The following is a 15740-nucleotide window of genomic DNA, read 5'->3' as shown; positions in this document are numbered from 1 at the left end:
AACTATTTTAACTTATAATGATTCATTAACAATTTCTCATACATTTTGTCCGGAAGAACTCGCTTCAATACAATCGAAAACCTTTGCATGAACGCACCTACTTTATAATGAACGTTCGGCTTCGGCGATTGTATAATGGTATATATTGCCAATGCCATTTCATTGGGATTGCTACCACTGTCAACATGATCATCCATGGTCTTTAACGTATTTCCATAAGGAATCTCATAAGCAGAACCTTTAACCAGCGGCGCATGATAGCGACCCGCCGCGATATTTGTCGCAAAATCACCAGGTGCTACATTCGTAATATGAATTCCGAAAGATTTGGTTTCCATTCGCAAGGCTTCTGTAATTAACTCCAACGCCCCTTTTGACGCAGAATACACGCTTCTATAAGGCAATCCCATATAACCGGCAATCGACGTCACATTAATGATCAATCCCGATTTCTGAAGACGCATTTGTGGTAAAACAGCTTTCATTACTTCAATGGGGCCGAAAAGATTCGTTTCGAAATTGTTTTTGATTTCTTCGGCAGGAATTTCTTCAAGCGGACCTGTAATTCCCACTCCGGCATTATTGATAACAATATCCAATCGTCCGGATTTGGCAATCACTTCAGCAACAGCATTTTTAATACTTTCCGTATTTCTGACATCCAAAGCGACCAACGGAAAAACGGAATTTTCAACACGCTCCGGATTTCTGCTTGTGCCATAAACGATAAAACCTTTCTGATGCAGAAATTCGCCAACAGATTTCCCAATTCCGGATGAACCTCCGGTAATTAAAACTACTTTACTCATTTTTATAAGATTAAAGAATAAAGAGCAGAGATTAAAGAATAAAGAACAAAGATGATAAAATAGGGAGTAAAAGTTTTTTCTATTCTCCATTTTCTATTCTCTATGTTCTATTCTCTATATTCTATTCTCTTAATTTCTCGGGCGAAAATACATATTTTTTAAAAGTTTTCCGACTATAAAGCCTGAATACCCAATCCGGATTTTTCGGAAAGATGAATGATTCCGTTTACCACACTGCTTCCTTTGGCAATATCATTGGCAATTAAATTGGCGCCGTCCAAATCGGCAAAATCAACTAAAGGTGCTAAGGCAGCTCCGGCAGAAATCCCAATGGTAGATTCGGTCATGCAGCCAATCATTATTTTAAAATTCAATTCTCTGGCATTCTTAATCAGTTCCAACGCAGGTGTTAATCCGCCACATTTCACCAATTTGATATTTATGCTTCGGTAATGCGGCTGCAATGTTTTTAAATCGATGTTTTCCTGACAATCTTCATCCGCCATCCAATTTGGAAATCCATCAGATTTTAGGGTTGTAAAATTTTCTTCACCTGGTTTCATCGGTTGTTCAACATAGGTGAAATTCTTTGCTTCCTCAAGATTTTCCAGCCATAGGCATTGTTCACCCGTATAACTTCCATTTGCATCCAAAGCGACAGACTTCCCTGTTTGCAATAGCATCTTAATCTCCTTTTCATCAAAATGATTGCATTTTACTTTGAATTTACGCCACGAAGAATTTGCAATTTTATCAAGCTGGATTTCAATTGGTGCCGCACTTATTGTTATTGAAGATTGTGGAACAAAACCAATTTCCATAGCATTTAAGTCCAAAAAACTTTTGCTTTCCAGTTTCCCGAACAGATCCCAATACGCACAATCCAATGCTGAACGCAGAAAACTGGAAAGGTTTAATGATAGTAGGAAATTATAAAAACCAGTTGGGTGACTAATTTTTTGGGATTCGATTTTTTCTTTGATTTCATGCAGGTTTTTATCGAAATCAGGCAAACTAATATTGTAATAGTCAATTCCGGTGCATTCGCCGTAACCTTTTTCTCCATGCGAACTTAACACAACGACAAGCGCTTCCCTGAAAGCATAATTACCATAAGATATTGAGAAAGTTTCTTTTAGATTAAGTCGGACAATTTGCCAGGATAGCTTCATGGGTTGGATTTGTATGCCCTAAAAATAAAAAAATCTCCACAAAGGGAGATACATTATAAAAAGAAAAAAAGGCAAGCGACCTACATCGCACCGCTACAACCGCGTACCTTTGCTGCGTTCCCACCCTGGAGGAGTCTGCAGGAGCTGGTCGTGTAGGACTTGCCGGTGCAAATATACAATCTTTTTATTTTTTTCCAAGGCAATTCTAGATATAAAAATAAGATTGTATATTGCCTCTATCAATTTTAAAGCAATGAAAAAACTTAACTTATTAGCATTCATTTTATTAGGAACAGTAATTATTTCCTGCAACAGTGGAGGAAAACCTACAGAAAATTCATTTTCTTTTGATTCAAGTCAGTTTAAAGAGCAATATCAGCCTCAGGAATCACTTTCTTTGGCCTTAAAAAATCCTGAAAACAAGAAAATCGACTCTATTGTTTATTACATCAATGATAAAAAAATAGGAACTGCTAAAGGAAGCGATAAAATGAACTTTGCTTTTGCTGATCAGAAACTAGGCTATCAAAACATTAAAGCACTGGTTTATTCTGAAGGAGAAAACAGTGAAGTGACTGCACGCGTAGAATTAGTTTCTAATATTGAACCGAAAATATTAAAATACACGATCGTAAATACTTATCCTCACGACTTAAAGGCTTACACTCAAGGATTGGAATTCTATCGTGACACCCTAATCGAAAGTACAGGAAACGGTACCGGAAACGGAACAGGGTTAAAAGGAATCTCATCCCTACGCAAAACCGATTATAAAACTGGTAAAGTATATAAAATTGTAGAACTTCCGGAAAGTGTTTTTGGTGAAGGCTGCACGATTTTAAACAATAAGATTTACCAGATTACATGGCAAAACGGCGAAGGTTACGTTTATAATGCCGACACCTTTAAAAAAGAAAAAACATTCCCGTATTTCAAAAAAATGGAAGGTTGGGGATTAACTAATGACGGTAAGAACATTTTAATGTCTGACGGTTCTGAAAAAATCTATTTCGTAAATCCTGCTGATTTTACAGAAACAGATTATATCAATGTGTATACTGCCAGTTCAAAAATCAAAGCCGTAAATGAAATGGAATGGATCGACGGTAAAATCTACGCTAATATTTACACCATGGATGCTATAGCTATTATCAATCCTAAAAATGGCGCCATAGAAGCTGTGGTTAACTTGGCCGATCTAAAAACTAAAGTTACCCAACACCCTGATGTTGACGTATTAAACGGAATCGCATACAACCCAAAAACAAAAACCATTTTTGTTACCGGTAAAAACTGGGACAAAATGTTTGAGATCAAAATCAACGAATAACCTCTTAGTCAAGAATAAAAAAAAGTCCCGTCATTACAACGGGACTTTTCTTATCGAATAAATATTGTCTAATTAAAAATCTTCACTAACATTTCCTTCAGCAAATCGTGCTGGGGTATATTATTCGCTCCTACTCCTTTACTTTTAACGTCGATATCACGAAGGGTGCTCACAATACCACTCACTTTTTTCATGGGATAATTCTTCAAAGCCACATCGTAATCCTTAACGAAATATGGATTTATTTTCAGTGTTTTAGCCACATTCGCCGGACTTTTATCTTTTAGACCGTGATACTGTAATAACTGTGAAAAGAAACTGAACACTAATCCAATCGTCAGCACAATTGGATTGTCTTTTGGATTCTGGGCAAAATAATCGGCAATCTGATAGGCTTTTAATTGATTTCGTTCACCAATGGCTTTACGCAATTCGAATGGGTTAAAATCTTTGCTGAAACCAATATTCTTTTCAATGATTGCAGGTGTAATGGTTTCGCCCGGTTTTAATATAATGGCTAATTTGTCAATCTCATTAGCAATCCGACTCAAATCCGTCCCCAAAAAATCCACAAACATTGCTGCAGCTTTGGGTTCAATGCTGAGTTTCTTACCGGCTAAAACCCTTTTCAGCCAATCCCCTACCTGATTTTCATACAGTTTCTTGCTTTCGAAAACCACGCCAGCTTTATCAATTGCTTTGGTGACTTTCTTACGCTTGTCTAAAGTTTTGTATTTATAACAGATTACCAAAACCGTAGTAGGTTGCGGGTTTTCGACATAAGACTCCAATTTTTCGATGGTTCGGGACAGTTCCTGTGCTTCCTTTACGATAACCACCTGACGATCGGCCATCATCGGAAAACGTTTGGCATTCCCAACTACATCCTCAATTGTAACATCCCGACCATACAACACAGTCTGATTAAAATCACGTTCGTGTTCCTGTAAAATATTTTCTTCAATATATTCCGCCAATTTATCAATGTAATAAGGTTCTTCACCCATTAAAAAATAGATCGGCTTAATATTTCCGGCTTGTATGTCTTTGATGATTTTTAAAACTTCGTCCAAAATGCTTTGATTTGGTTATTTGGTTATTTGATGATAGCTTTGTCAAATGCAAAAACTGAATTTTCCTGCTTATACGTTTCGGTTCAAAAATAGTGAAAATAAACTCGCTGTGTTTGATGAAATCCGGAAAAAATTTGTAGCTCTGACTCCCGAAGAATGGGTCCGTCAGCACGTAGTCCAATTTTTACTGCAGCAGAAAAACTATCCGAAATCGTATGTAAACGTCGAAAAATCAATTAAAATAAATGGTTTAATTAAACGGTATGATACTGTTGTATTTCAGCCGGATGGAAAAATATTCCTTTTGGTGGAATGCAAAGCGCCGGAAGTACCAATTTCTCAGAACACTTTCGATCAGATTGCACGTTACAACATGATATTGGAAGCTAAATATTTAATGGTGACCAACGGACTAAATCATTATTTTTGTCAGATGGATTTTGAAAACGAAAAATATCAGTTTCTTCGGGAATTACCTGATTTCATTAGCCAATAACCAAATCCGAAATCAACCTTGAAAAAAATAGCAGTCGTTATCCTTAACTGGAACGGTGTTAAATTACTTGAACAGTTTTTACCATCCGTAATCCAATATTCGCCGGAAGCAAAAATATATGTAGCCGATAACGCTTCAAGTGATACTTCAGTCGCCTATCTAAAAACCAATTTTCCATCGGTTACCATTATCGAAAATAAAGCCAATTTCGGTTTCGCACAAGGTTACAACGAGGCTTTACAATTTGTTGAAGAGGAAATTTATGCTTTAGTCAATTCGGATATAGAGGTAACTGAAAACTGGCTGCAACCCATCATCAGTTTATTCGAAAATGAACCACATACAGCGATAATTCAACCGAAAATTTTGGATTATAAAAACAAAGCCAGTTTTGAATATGCAGGTGCAGCTGGCGGATTTATCGACAAATATGGTTTCCCGTTCTGTCGCGGACGTATTTTTGAAACAATTGAAAGTGATTTAGGCCAATACAACGATACGACAGAAATCTTCTGGGCGTCGGGTGCCTGCTTTTTTATCCGAAAAGAAATTTTCAGAGAATTAAAAGGTTTTGATCCTGATTTTTTTGCGCACCAGGAAGAAATTGACCTTTGCTGGCGCGCTTTCAATAAAGGCTATCGCGTCAAATACTGTGGGAAATCGACTGTTTACCACGTGGGCGGAGCTACGCTTGCATCCGGAAATCCAAGAAAAACATTGCTGAATTTCCGAAATTCGCTTTGGATGATGCTTAAAAATCTTCCTGCTTCAAAATTGTTTCCTGTAATTTTCATCCGTATGTGCCTTGACGGCGTTGCGGGTATACGTTTTCTTTTGCAGGGAAAACCAAAACATCTATGGGCCATTTTAGAAGCACATTATTACTTTTACGCTCACATCTCCAGGTTTTTAAGAAAGCGGGAAGGTCAACAATCTAGAAAATACTACAAAACGAAATCCATTATATACCGTTACTATTTAAAAAATGGTAAGATTTTTGATGTTAATCTTTAACATTTGTTTATCATTTCAAATTTTAAAACTTTTTTAATAAGAAGTAACTTTGTAAATATCCTAAAAATCATTAATCATGAAGAAACTACTCATTTTAATTTCTGTAGCCGCTCTTACCCTAACATCATGCGGATCAAAGAAGAAAATAGCGGAGTTGGAAGCCAAAAACAAAGAGATTCAGGATTTACTGAATACCTGTACCGTTAAACTAAACACTTGTCTTACCGAAAAAGACGCTTTAAACAGTCAAAACGAGTATTTAAAGAAAAACAACACCGATTTGATAAACAGTTCGAAAGAGATGACAGTTCTGACAACGAAGGGTGCACAGAATCTTGAAAAGTCTTTGGAGAGTCTGAAAGAAAAAGACCTTAAAATTTCTCGTCTTCAGGATGCTTTAACCAAAAAAGACAGCGTTACGTTGGCATTAGTTACCAGTTTAAAGCGTGAAGTAGGAATTGATGATCCGGATATCAATATTAATGTTGAAAAAGGAGTGGTAATGATTTCAATTGCCGATAACCTTTTATTCAAATCAGGAAGTTATGAAGTAAGCGACAAAGCCAAAGGTGTTTTGAGTAAAGTTGCCAAAGTAATCAACAGCAAGCCTGATTTTGAATGTATGGTGGAAGGACACACAGACAACGTGCCTATTAAAAACGCAGTATTACTGGACAATTGGGATTTATCTGTTAAAAGAGCTACGTCTATCGTGAGAGTATTGCAAAAAGACTTAGGTGTAAATCCGAAGCAGTTAATCCCTGCAGGAAGAAGCTCTTACATTCCGCTTGTTGAAAACGATACACCGGCTAACCGAGCTAAAAACAGAAGAACAAGAATCATCATCATGCCGAAAATAGACCAGTTCTATGACCTGCTTGAAAAAGAGATGAAGACTTTAGGTAAATAAATAGATCCTTAGTGAGATGTAATGATCTTAAAACTGGATTCAAAATAAAAAAAGGGTTTCAATCGAAACCCTTTTTTTATTTAATTGGATTTATGATATGACTCTTCAAATAATATCCGTCCAATTAAAAACACACTTTACTATTTGACCGCTATTGCTGCACTGGTCGGTCCTGCTAAAGGCATCATCGACGTCGATTTGAATCCGACTTGAGTTGCCCATTTATTGAAATCGGCAAGTGTGTAATCAAATCCTGTTCCTGTTTCTATCAGCATGTTAAGACTCATCATCAAACCGAAAGCGTTTTTATTTCTATCTTCGTCTATTACGTTTTCAACAGCTACAAAAACACCGCCTTCAGGTAAAGCTTCATACGCTTTTTTCATGAGCATAAGTTTGGTTTCCTCATCCCAGTCATGCAGAATATTACCCATCGTTACGATGTCCGCTTTCGGGAATTCATCCTTAAAGAAATCCCCTTGAGCTGTTTTAACACGATCCTGAAGCTGGAATTTCTGAATGGTTTGATCGGCAATTGGCGTAACAGCAGGTAAATCCCACGTAATACAACTCATGTTCGGCTGGTGTTTGGCCACCATCAACGATAATATTCCTGCCGAGCCCCCAACATCCACAAGTGTTTTGGATTTTGAAAAATCCAATTTCTGCGCCAAAGCCATGAATGCCCCCATCTGAACACCACTCATTGCATGAATAAATTCTTCCAACCTTGCTGGATCTGCGTACAGTTTATCAAAGAGATTTTCTCCATGAATTGCTTCATTTTGTGGATTTCCTGTTAACAATCCTTCTTCAAGATTTCCCCAAAAACCATACAGTCTGTTATTTAGCATTTCAAGCAATCCTCCTATATAGGAGGGTTTGTTTCTGTCCAGAAAAAAATCGGCATCGACACTATTGCTGTATTTCGCAGTTTCCAGTATCCCTTCACGATTTAAGAAACCAAAAGCCGTAAGCGCATCTAAAAAATCACATACATTCCTGTCGGAACATTTGAAACCTAAAAGCGATTTGATTTCGTGGGCCGACATGCTTTTTCGTTCGGCCAGCGTTGTGAAGATTTGAAATTTTACTGCGCTCAAAAGAATTTTTGAAGCCCAAAAGCCTGAGGCAATTTGAAGGATACTTTCAGGGGTCGGATGATTTTGTGTGTTACTCATTATTTCTATTTATTTGTTATTGATTATTCTGAGCGGTTTTCAGTTCACTATTTCACTTCCTCGATATCCCCCATCTTCCATGATTTATCGTACAAAGCTTTCTGAGGACCGTAAAAACGTGCGAGTACTTCGAATTGTCCTTTAGCATCCGTTGGAATCCAGTTTGACTCGCCACTTGACGGAGGAGTTGGTCCGAAGTAAATATCCACGGAACCATCGCTGTTTTTCTGAATACCGGGAGTTTGCGAAGAACGTGCCATCCATTTTGCATTGCGGATGAAGGTATGTGTATGTCGGTTATATACCGTCATTGACCAATATTGGGTCACCGGTACGTTCGCAGGTACAGTCAATTTATAATGTTTGCTGCCGTCGAACGGTTTTTCATCCTTATCTTGCAATGTCATCAAATAATATTGTGACTCACCAATATGTTTCGCACTAAAAAAAGCCATCGTATAAATCACCCCGCGATTATCTACCGGATACGAATCGGGAACTTTGAAATCGTTTATGATACTTTGATGTGTTTCTTCCGAGGCCGGAAAGAACCAATGAGCATCACCATAATATTTTGGCATCGACTCATAGTTAACATCGAGCCATGCTTTTGCTGATTTGATTGCATGATTTAAAATTTCTTCAGTTCGTGGGTTGGGATTAAAAGGTTTTCCTCTTTCAATACCAATTGTTTTTAAAAGATCAATCATCGCCTTATCACGCTCAAGCCACGGCTCCGCTTGAACCATAATATTGAGCGATTTAAAAAATCTGATATCATATGGGATGGAAGAATCATACACCACATTGCTTGCATCCAGAAAAGTAGTCTGCGGTGATTGGCTTGCCTGTGATAAAGGGTAAAGTTTGATTCGTTTTGAATATTCGATGGCTGCCGTAACATCAGCAGCGCTTCCGCTTTTAAGAACGGAACGGATCAGAGCATAACCCTGGTACGTATTAGAAGCAAGCGGGATATAACCTTTCGGAACCTTATTTACGTCATAATCCGGAGGGAGAAACAGATATTTTCCTCCTTTGCCTTTATCAACTCCGCCAGGTCCAACATCTTCAATAGCTGCCTGCCAATAGTTCATTACACTTCCGTTCAACACTCCCTTATCAGCAGGCGGAATTTCCAAAACAATAGGACCAACATCTTTTGTATTGAAAAAAGGCATGATATAGATGACATCGGGATTGGGCGTAAGTGTCTGATTTCTCCAATCCAAAAGTTTTGGCCAGATAACAATCTGATTAAAATTGCCTTTAAGCTTAGTTGCCATCTCCTGATACATAAGTTGGTAATTTACTACAGGCATACTCCATATCGCTGTTGTGAGGGCACGACTGTAAATCATTTCTTCCTGAATATTTTTGGGTTCGAATGTACCAACGGCTGAATGTGTCTTTTCTTCAGTATTTGATTGCTGCTGTTGCTTATTACAAGAACACAAAAACAGAATGGACAAAAATGATAGTAAGATATTTTTCATAGCAGTTTATTATGTATTGTATTATTTTTTAAAAAAACTAAAGACTAACTTCTCACCTCCCATCAGTTTCAAAAGGGTGCCACATTTACTTCATCAACTTATTTCACTTTTAATACAGCAGGCGGGTTCCAGCTATCATTTAATACACTTTCATCCGGCCAATAACATCTCACATATAATGAAAACGTTTCTTTAGGAGCAGGCAACCAATTACTCATTTTATCCTCGGTCGGCGGTGTACTTTGTACATACAGCGTCAAAGATCCGTCTGCATTGTATTTAAGGTTTTTATTTTTTGTACCGAGTGAATATCTGTTCAGCTGGTTCGGTACAAAAAAATGCTCCTTGCTGTACATGGTAAGCGACCAGAATCCTTTTACGGGCGGTATTTGATCTTTCGTAAAAGTCACAGTATACTTATCATTACCATTTAGTCTTGCACCTGTCTGATCCAAATCCTGATAAAAATATTTCGTTTCATTAGGTTTGTTCACGAAAATATTTGCTTTGGCACAAGACGCACGTGTGAGATAATCAAATCCAAACTGTGCTCCATTGCTTTGTGTATTCCAATTATTTTTTATGGGATATCCCACATTAACAAATTGAAATAAAGGTGAAATAAGATTTTTCTCTGCGTCTGTTGCTGCTGTTTTTGCTACCTCTTTCAATTTTGGATTCTTAGCTATTCCCTTGAGTAAACCGTCAATCTGAGCATACAATGCTTCTTCTCCCGCCAGGGGCGGCACTTCTTTGATGATAATGGGAAGCTGGTCGAAGAAAGTTCCCGGCAATACCCATTTTGTTTCTCCTCCTCCTGAATTGTCGGGCGGTGTGCTTTTAGTTTTTGTCCAGTCGGTTATTTTCATCTTTCCATCGAACTCACTAAGCGGGTACATGGTAATTTGATTGATTAATGGCTGAACCGCCTTTTTATCGGCAGGATCATCTGTTTGAAAAACGCGAGGGGCAACGAATCCCAATGCAGTTGAACATTTAAATACGTCCGTTATGCCATCAGGAATTTTACCATTCCAATCTGGACCCGTAAACAGGTAAAAGCCAGGTTTCGAATTGTACATTTTTCCGAGTTTGGCAAAACCATCCGTTCGCTGGTCTGCCACTTGGTATACCCAAAAACGGTCGCCAAAATCCGGTACCTGGATCACTACAGGTCCCTTGCGTAAATCCAGCGGACCTGCTCCATACACTACATCCTGGTTTGGACAGGCAACGACTCTTTGTTCCGCCTTCATGTAGTCGGTGAGCATGCAAATACGGTTTATTGGGCCTCCTGGCAAAACACCACCAATATACATAGGCTCTTTTAACTGTCTGAACATCGCCACCCTGTTATGTACATTGACCATGGGCCAGCCCCATAGGTATATAAGGTTGGTCATGCTTCTCACGTACTCTTCCGTCATCATGGTGTTAGGAACGATTCCCGAAGCCATCTTTCCTTCTGTTGAAACCACTTCTGCATCTGATGAATCTGATTTAGTCGTTTTATCCCGATCGTTACATGATGCATCTAGTAGCATTGCAGTGAATGCCATAATTATTAAATGTATTTTCATAATTAATGTTTTTGATAGCTACTTATAAATAAATATAGATTTGCATAAGTAAAATGCGCTCATTTACAATATTGATAGTCCAATTCACATCATAACGAGATACTATTTACTTCCTATTTTTCAATACATTACTGAAATATCATACAAATTTTTGTAATACTTTTTGTATTCAATAAATTAATCGTTGTAACAAATAAAAAAACCGACAAGTATTAATTGTCGGTTGTTGAGTTTTAAGAATGAATTTTGAATTTAAATACAATTCAGGATAGTTTTAGGTCAAACCTTCTTCCTTCTATTTTACGATCCTGCGAACGGTGTTCCGAAGATACCGACAGCCAATTCAATCCAAATAAGTGCAAGTACCACGAGAAGTGCTGTACATAGCGCTACTTTATGTTCCGTTTTACTCACCTTCCTCATTACAAGTTCGCACATGAGTCCGGTGCCGAGCAATAGAACACCAGCAACAATAAAATCAAATAGAGTCCAATTTACTTCCTCGGTAAACTGCATTGCTGTAAACGGAATCAACAATAAAATTGCTACCGTTAGCACAATTCCTAAAAGCCTTTTGTTTTGCATAATAATAAATTTATGTTTTTGCTAATTATCTTGGTATTAATCTATTCCGAAAGTCCATTTCTTTTATAAGTTTAAATGACTTACCTCCTTACCTCCAGAGTTCTATCACAAATATAATAAACTTTGAAATACAAAGTACTTTTAATATAGAAAATATTTTTTTTAATTAGGTCAGGTACTCTTTTACAAGAAAGAATTCGGTGGTTAGAAAAATATATTAATTTGCATCGGATGAACTCCTCGAGGATTAGAAGTCATTCTGAATGGTGCAGAGTCATTTATGCAGGCAGTTAGTTTACAGTCATGGTAAACAAAAAAAGCCTTGAAAATTCAAGGCGTTTTTTATATTAATCACTCTTCATTAATTCTTATAAAACATCCAAACTTCCTTTTCCTTCACGGACAACAACAGGTTCTCCTTCAGATAAGTCAATAATGGTGGAAGCTTCGTTATCACCATAACCACCGTCAATAACCAAATCGACAAGGTTTTGCCATTTTTCAAAGATTAATTCAGGATCAGTAGTATATTCAATAACTTCATCGTCGTCATGAATTGATGTAGAAACGATTGGATTTCCCAGTTGGCGGACAATTTCCAAAGCGATTTCATTATCAGGCACACGAATACCAACCGTCGTTTTCTTTTTAAATTCTTTCGGAAGATTATTGTTTCCCGGAAGAATAAAAGTATATGGCCCTGGTAAAGCTCTTTTCAGTATTTTAAATGTAGACGTGTCAATCTGCTTTACGTAATCGGAAATATTACTTAAATCATGACAAACGAACGAGAAATTGGCTTTTTCCAGCTTAACTCCTTTAATTTTAGCAATACGTTCCAGAGCTTTGGTATTGGTAATATCACATCCCAAACCGTAAACCGTATCCGTTGGATAAATGATTAAACCACCATCACGAAGTGTTTTTACCACTTTTGCGATTTCTTTTTCACTTGGGTTTTGCGGATATATTTTGATGAATTGTGCCATATTTTATCGGAATATACTGTAAAGATACTTGAAAAATCCGACATTTCCTTACTTCTTGATTAAATCCCAATCTTCAAACACATAATGATTCCAAACTCCTTTCCTTACTTTTAAAACAATAGTGTAATCATCAGGATCTTCCTCTAAGTACGGCTTTATTGTTTGATGTTTAAGAGGAATCGATTCAAGGTTATTTTTAAATCTAAAGTATATTCTATCACTGCCTTTTCCGCGACTTTCACTAAAGTCATATACTGGCAAATAAAATACCTCCACATTATTTATTTTAGATTCGGATAAATTTATGGTATTCCAGACTACCCGTGCTGTAAAACCGAATGTCAAATAGGAAAACACCAGGTTCATCAGTAAAAAGAAAATCGGATAATAAACCTTAAAAAAAATATTCTTTTCCTTTTTTAAGTCGGAGAACAATTCCTTCCAGCTGAGTTCAAAAACATTAAGTGCAGACACAGTAATGCACCCCAATATTATCGGAATCCAAAATATAGAAATATTATACCTGATGTCCTGTCCAAACAGCAAAGGTTCGAAGAAACAATAGTAAATTACATTAGCAATCGCGAATCCTATAAAAATCCTATACTTGATTTTTTCAGATTTTTTCTTCTGCTTTACATTTACTTTTGGTCTCTTTTTAACTGAATTACCCAATAACTTCCAGTTTTGCAAATCGAAGCAATAATTTCTTAATTCCGCCAACTTCAAATTTGATTTCGGCTTTTTTGTCTGCCCCTGCTCCTTCTAAATTAAGAATCTGTCCTTTTCCAAAACGTTCGTGCATTACGATGTTCCCTACTGCTAAATTACCGTCAAATAAATTGGCTTTACCACTTGGCACCGCGCCAGAAACAGGCTTTAATTTACGAATATTTAAGTCCGGTTTTGGCTCATTATCTGTAATATATTTCGGAGGTGTACCTGCAACCGGTTTTGACAATCGAAGTTTTGATTTATCCACATCCCCGAAAATATCCGTATTGATCATCGGTTTGTAACGATAATTGGTTTCCACCGGTGTCAGATATTCCAGATACTGTGGGTCGATTTCTTCTATAAAACGCGATGGTTCACTGTCAACCAGTTTTCCCCAACGATAACGGGATTGAGCGTAAGTCAAATACGCCTGATGTTCGGCACGAGTCAGGGCTACATAAAACAGTCGGCGTTCTTCTTCCAGTTCGCTTCGGGTATTCATACTCATTGCACTTGGGAACAAATCTTCCTCCATACCTACGATAAAAACCGTCGGGAACTCCAGTCCTTTTGCCAAGTGAATGGTCATTAATGCGACTCGGTCGTCATCACCTGTGTCGTTATCTAAATCCGTCGCCAAAGCCACATCTTCCAGGAATTCCGATAAAGCACCACGGGCACCGTCCACTTCTTTTTGCCCTTCGATGAAATCCTTGATACCACCCATCAGAACCTCAATGTTTTCAATACGGGCAATACCTTCCGGAGTGGCATCTTTTTTGAGTTCCTGAATTAAACCTGTTTTCTTGGTTACATGATCCGTCAGATAAAGAGCGTCCTGATTTTCATTGATCACCTGAAAACTCTTAACCATCATTACAAAATCCAGTAACTTATTTTTGGTCCCTGAATTTAGCTTTAAATCGATTTTTTCAATGTGTTCCATAACTTCGAAGATGGAACGCTTATAATGATTCGCGGCAACCGTTAATTTTTCAATCGTAGAATTACCAATTCCTCGTGCAGGATAATTGATTACACGGATTAAAGCTTCTTCGTCTTTTGGATTAATAACTAATCTCAAATAACACAAAACGTCCTTAATTTCTTTACGTTGGTAGAATGATAAACCTCCGTAAATTCGGTAAGGAATATCTCTTTTACGCAACGCATCCTCCATTGCTCGGGACTGTGCATTGGTACGATATAAAATAGCAAATTGTCCGTTCATCATCTGCTTTTGCATCTTCTCTTCGAAAATAGTGGAAGCTACAAAACGACCTTCTTCCCCATCAGTCAAACTGCGGTGGATCTTGATCTTCGGACCAAAATCATTAGCTGTCCAAACCACTTTGTCTAACTTGGTTTTATTCTTGTCGATGATGGTATTAGCGGCTTCTACAATATTTTTTGTCGAACGGTAATTCTGCTCCAATCGGTAGGTTTGAACGCCATCGTAATCTTTTTGGAAGTTTAGGATATTGTTGATATTCGCTCCGCGGAAAGCATAAATACTCTGCGCATCGTCACCTACTACACAGATATTCTGGAATCGGTCCGATAACGCACGAACAATCAGATACTGAGAATGATTGGTATCCTGGTACTCATCCACCAAAATGTAGCGGAAACGGTCCTGATACTTAGCCAATACATCTGGGAAACGATTCAATAATTCATTGGTTTTCAATAGTAAATCGTCAAAATCCATGGCGCCCGATTTAAAACAACGCTCCACATATTGCTGGTAAATTTCACCCATACGCGGTTTTTTACTCATCGCGTCGGCTTCTATCAGCTCCGGATTATTGAAATAAGCTTTAACGGTAATCAGGCTGTTTTTATAGGATGAAATTCGACCGAAAACCTGCTTTGGTTTATAGACATCCTTGTCCAACTGCATCTCTTTTATAATCTGTCCGATCAGACGCACGGAATCCTGAGCATCATAGATTGTGAAATTACTTGGATAGCCTAATTTATCCGCTTCAATACGCAAAATCTTGGCAAAAACCGAGTGAAAGGTTCCCATCCAAAGATTTTTGGCTTCCGGACCTACGATATCCGTAATACGTTTTTTCATCTCACGTGCCGCCTTGTTGGTAAACGTAAGCGATAAAATATTGAAGGCATCAACACCCTGGTGAATTAGATTGGCAATACGAACTGTAAGCACACGTGTTTTTCCGGAACCGGCACCCGCAATCACTATCATTGGTCCGTCTTTTTGCAGTACAGGCGCGCGTTGAGCTTCGTTAAGCTGATTTATTATCTTTTGCATTTTATTGGAATCACTGAGTTTCAAAACAACTGAGTTTCTTAGTTTTTGGAATTATAATCCACAAAAATAACTAATAAAAAAAGACATTCAAGTTTTGAATGCCTTAG

At 37.7% G+C, this 15740-nt stretch carries 14 protein-coding genes and 1 other RNA gene; 4 read left to right on the top strand and 11 right to left on the bottom strand.

Annotated features, from left to right (window positions below):
• Positions 1-2: 2 nt before the first annotated feature.
• From AC3E9U_RS00230 to ffs, 3 genes are all read right to left on the bottom strand, one after another.
• Complete coding sequence (locus tag AC3E9U_RS00230) at positions 3-809, bottom strand: SDR family oxidoreductase (protein WP_488744894.1); 807 nt, start codon at positions 807-809, stop codon at positions 3-5.
• 173 nt (positions 810-982) lie between these two features.
• Complete coding sequence (locus tag AC3E9U_RS00225) at positions 983-1981, bottom strand: enolase C-terminal domain-like protein (RefSeq protein ID WP_488744893.1); 999 nt, start codon at positions 1979-1981, stop codon at positions 983-985.
• 66 nt (positions 1982-2047) lie between these two features.
• An RNA gene (gene ffs, locus AC3E9U_RS00220) (signal recognition particle sRNA small type) lies at positions 2048-2146 on the bottom strand.
• 88 nt (positions 2147-2234) lie between these two features.
• Between ffs and AC3E9U_RS00215 the strand changes: the two genes are divergently transcribed.
• The gene (locus tag AC3E9U_RS00215) at positions 2235-3311 is read left to right on the top strand and encodes a glutaminyl-peptide cyclotransferase (protein ID WP_488744892.1); all 1077 of its coding nucleotides are present in this window, start codon (positions 2235-2237) and stop codon (positions 3309-3311) included.
• A gap of 68 nt (positions 3312-3379) precedes the next feature.
• Here the strand turns inward: AC3E9U_RS00215 and holA are convergent, their stop codons facing one another.
• The gene (gene holA / locus AC3E9U_RS00210; RefSeq protein ID WP_488744891.1) at positions 3380-4384 is read right to left on the bottom strand and encodes a DNA polymerase III subunit delta; all 1005 of its coding nucleotides are present in this window, start codon (positions 4382-4384) and stop codon (positions 3380-3382) included.
• Positions 4385-4430: 46 nt separating this feature from the next.
• Between holA and AC3E9U_RS00205 the strand changes: the two genes are divergently transcribed.
• The 3 genes from AC3E9U_RS00205 to AC3E9U_RS00195 all read left to right on the top strand — a co-directional run bounded on the left by AC3E9U_RS00205 (position 4431) and on the right by AC3E9U_RS00195 (position 6804).
• The gene (locus tag AC3E9U_RS00205; protein ID WP_488744890.1) at positions 4431-4880 is read left to right on the top strand and encodes a type I restriction enzyme HsdR N-terminal domain-containing protein; all 450 of its coding nucleotides are present in this window, start codon (positions 4431-4433) and stop codon (positions 4878-4880) included.
• A gap of 18 nt (positions 4881-4898) precedes the next feature.
• On the top strand, positions 4899-5894 hold the full coding sequence (locus tag AC3E9U_RS00200) for a glycosyltransferase family 2 protein (RefSeq protein ID WP_488744889.1): 996 nt from the start codon (positions 4899-4901) through the stop codon (positions 5892-5894).
• 76 nt (positions 5895-5970) lie between these two features.
• The gene (locus AC3E9U_RS00195; RefSeq protein ID WP_488744888.1) at positions 5971-6804 is read left to right on the top strand and encodes an OmpA/MotB family protein; all 834 of its coding nucleotides are present in this window, start codon (positions 5971-5973) and stop codon (positions 6802-6804) included.
• 140 nt (positions 6805-6944) lie between these two features.
• Here the strand turns inward: AC3E9U_RS00195 and AC3E9U_RS00190 are convergent, their stop codons facing one another.
• From AC3E9U_RS00190 to AC3E9U_RS00160, 7 genes are all read right to left on the bottom strand, one after another.
• Positions 6945-7985, bottom strand: coding sequence for a methyltransferase (locus tag AC3E9U_RS00190; protein ID WP_488744887.1), 1041 nt, complete (start codon positions 7983-7985; stop codon positions 6945-6947).
• 47 nt (positions 7986-8032) lie between these two features.
• Complete coding sequence (locus tag AC3E9U_RS00185) at positions 8033-9481, bottom strand: DUF1214 domain-containing protein (protein ID WP_488744886.1); 1449 nt, start codon at positions 9479-9481, stop codon at positions 8033-8035.
• Between the two features lie 98 nt (positions 9482-9579).
• Positions 9580-11061 carry a DUF1254 domain-containing protein gene (locus tag AC3E9U_RS00180; protein WP_488744885.1) on the bottom strand — a complete coding sequence of 494 codons (1482 nt, stop codon included), beginning with the start codon at positions 11059-11061 and terminating at the stop codon, positions 9580-9582.
• A 300-nt stretch (positions 11062-11361) separates the two neighbouring features.
• The gene (locus AC3E9U_RS00175) at positions 11362-11646 is read right to left on the bottom strand and encodes a hypothetical protein (RefSeq protein WP_488744884.1); all 285 of its coding nucleotides are present in this window, start codon (positions 11644-11646) and stop codon (positions 11362-11364) included.
• Between the two features lie 368 nt (positions 11647-12014).
• Positions 12015-12635: an L-threonylcarbamoyladenylate synthase gene (locus AC3E9U_RS00170; RefSeq protein ID WP_488744883.1), complete on the bottom strand. Its 621-nt coding sequence runs from the start codon at positions 12633-12635 to the stop codon at positions 12015-12017.
• A 48-nt stretch (positions 12636-12683) separates the two neighbouring features.
• Positions 12684-13310: a hypothetical protein gene (locus AC3E9U_RS00165; RefSeq protein ID WP_488744882.1), complete on the bottom strand. Its 627-nt coding sequence runs from the start codon at positions 13308-13310 to the stop codon at positions 12684-12686.
• Positions 13303-15633 carry an ATP-dependent helicase gene (locus AC3E9U_RS00160; RefSeq protein ID WP_488744881.1) on the bottom strand — a complete coding sequence of 777 codons (2331 nt, stop codon included), beginning with the start codon at positions 15631-15633 and terminating at the stop codon, positions 13303-13305. Before AC3E9U_RS00160 ends, AC3E9U_RS00165 begins: the two co-directional genes overlap by 8 nt.
• Between the last annotated feature and the right edge of the window lie 107 nt (positions 15634-15740).

This window comes from Flavobacterium sp. 21.1 (assembly GCF_057801535.1).
Note: the sequence above shows the minus strand (reverse complement) of the source record. Positions and strands in the feature narration are given on the sequence as shown.

Coding starts and splice junctions, on each gene's coding strand:
- AC3E9U_RS00205 (WP_488744890.1), top strand. CDS start 4,431: ATGCAAAAACTGAATTTTCCTGCTTATACGTTTCGGTTCAAAAATAGT.
- AC3E9U_RS00170 (WP_488744883.1), bottom strand. CDS start 12,635: ATGGCACAATTCATCAAAATATATCCGCAAAACCCAAGTGAAAAAGAA.
- AC3E9U_RS00225 (WP_488744893.1), bottom strand. CDS start 1,981: ATGAAGCTATCCTGGCAAATTGTCCGACTTAATCTAAAAGAAACTTTC.
- AC3E9U_RS00185 (WP_488744886.1), bottom strand. CDS start 9,481: ATGAAAAATATCTTACTATCATTTTTGTCCATTCTGTTTTTGTGTTCT.
- AC3E9U_RS00180 (WP_488744885.1), bottom strand. CDS start 11,061: ATGAAAATACATTTAATAATTATGGCATTCACTGCAATGCTACTAGAT.
- AC3E9U_RS00160 (WP_488744881.1), bottom strand. CDS start 15,633: ATGCAAAAGATAATAAATCAGCTTAACGAAGCTCAACGCGCGCCTGTA.
- AC3E9U_RS00175 (WP_488744884.1), bottom strand. CDS start 11,646: ATGCAAAACAAAAGGCTTTTAGGAATTGTGCTAACGGTAGCAATTTTA.
- AC3E9U_RS00215 (WP_488744892.1), top strand. CDS start 2,235: ATGAAAAAACTTAACTTATTAGCATTCATTTTATTAGGAACAGTAATT.
- AC3E9U_RS00195 (WP_488744888.1), top strand. CDS start 5,971: ATGAAGAAACTACTCATTTTAATTTCTGTAGCCGCTCTTACCCTAACA.
- AC3E9U_RS00190 (WP_488744887.1), bottom strand. CDS start 7,985: ATGAGTAACACACAAAATCATCCGACCCCTGAAAGTATCCTTCAAATT.
- AC3E9U_RS00230 (WP_488744894.1), bottom strand. CDS start 809: ATGAGTAAAGTAGTTTTAATTACCGGAGGTTCATCCGGAATTGGGAAA.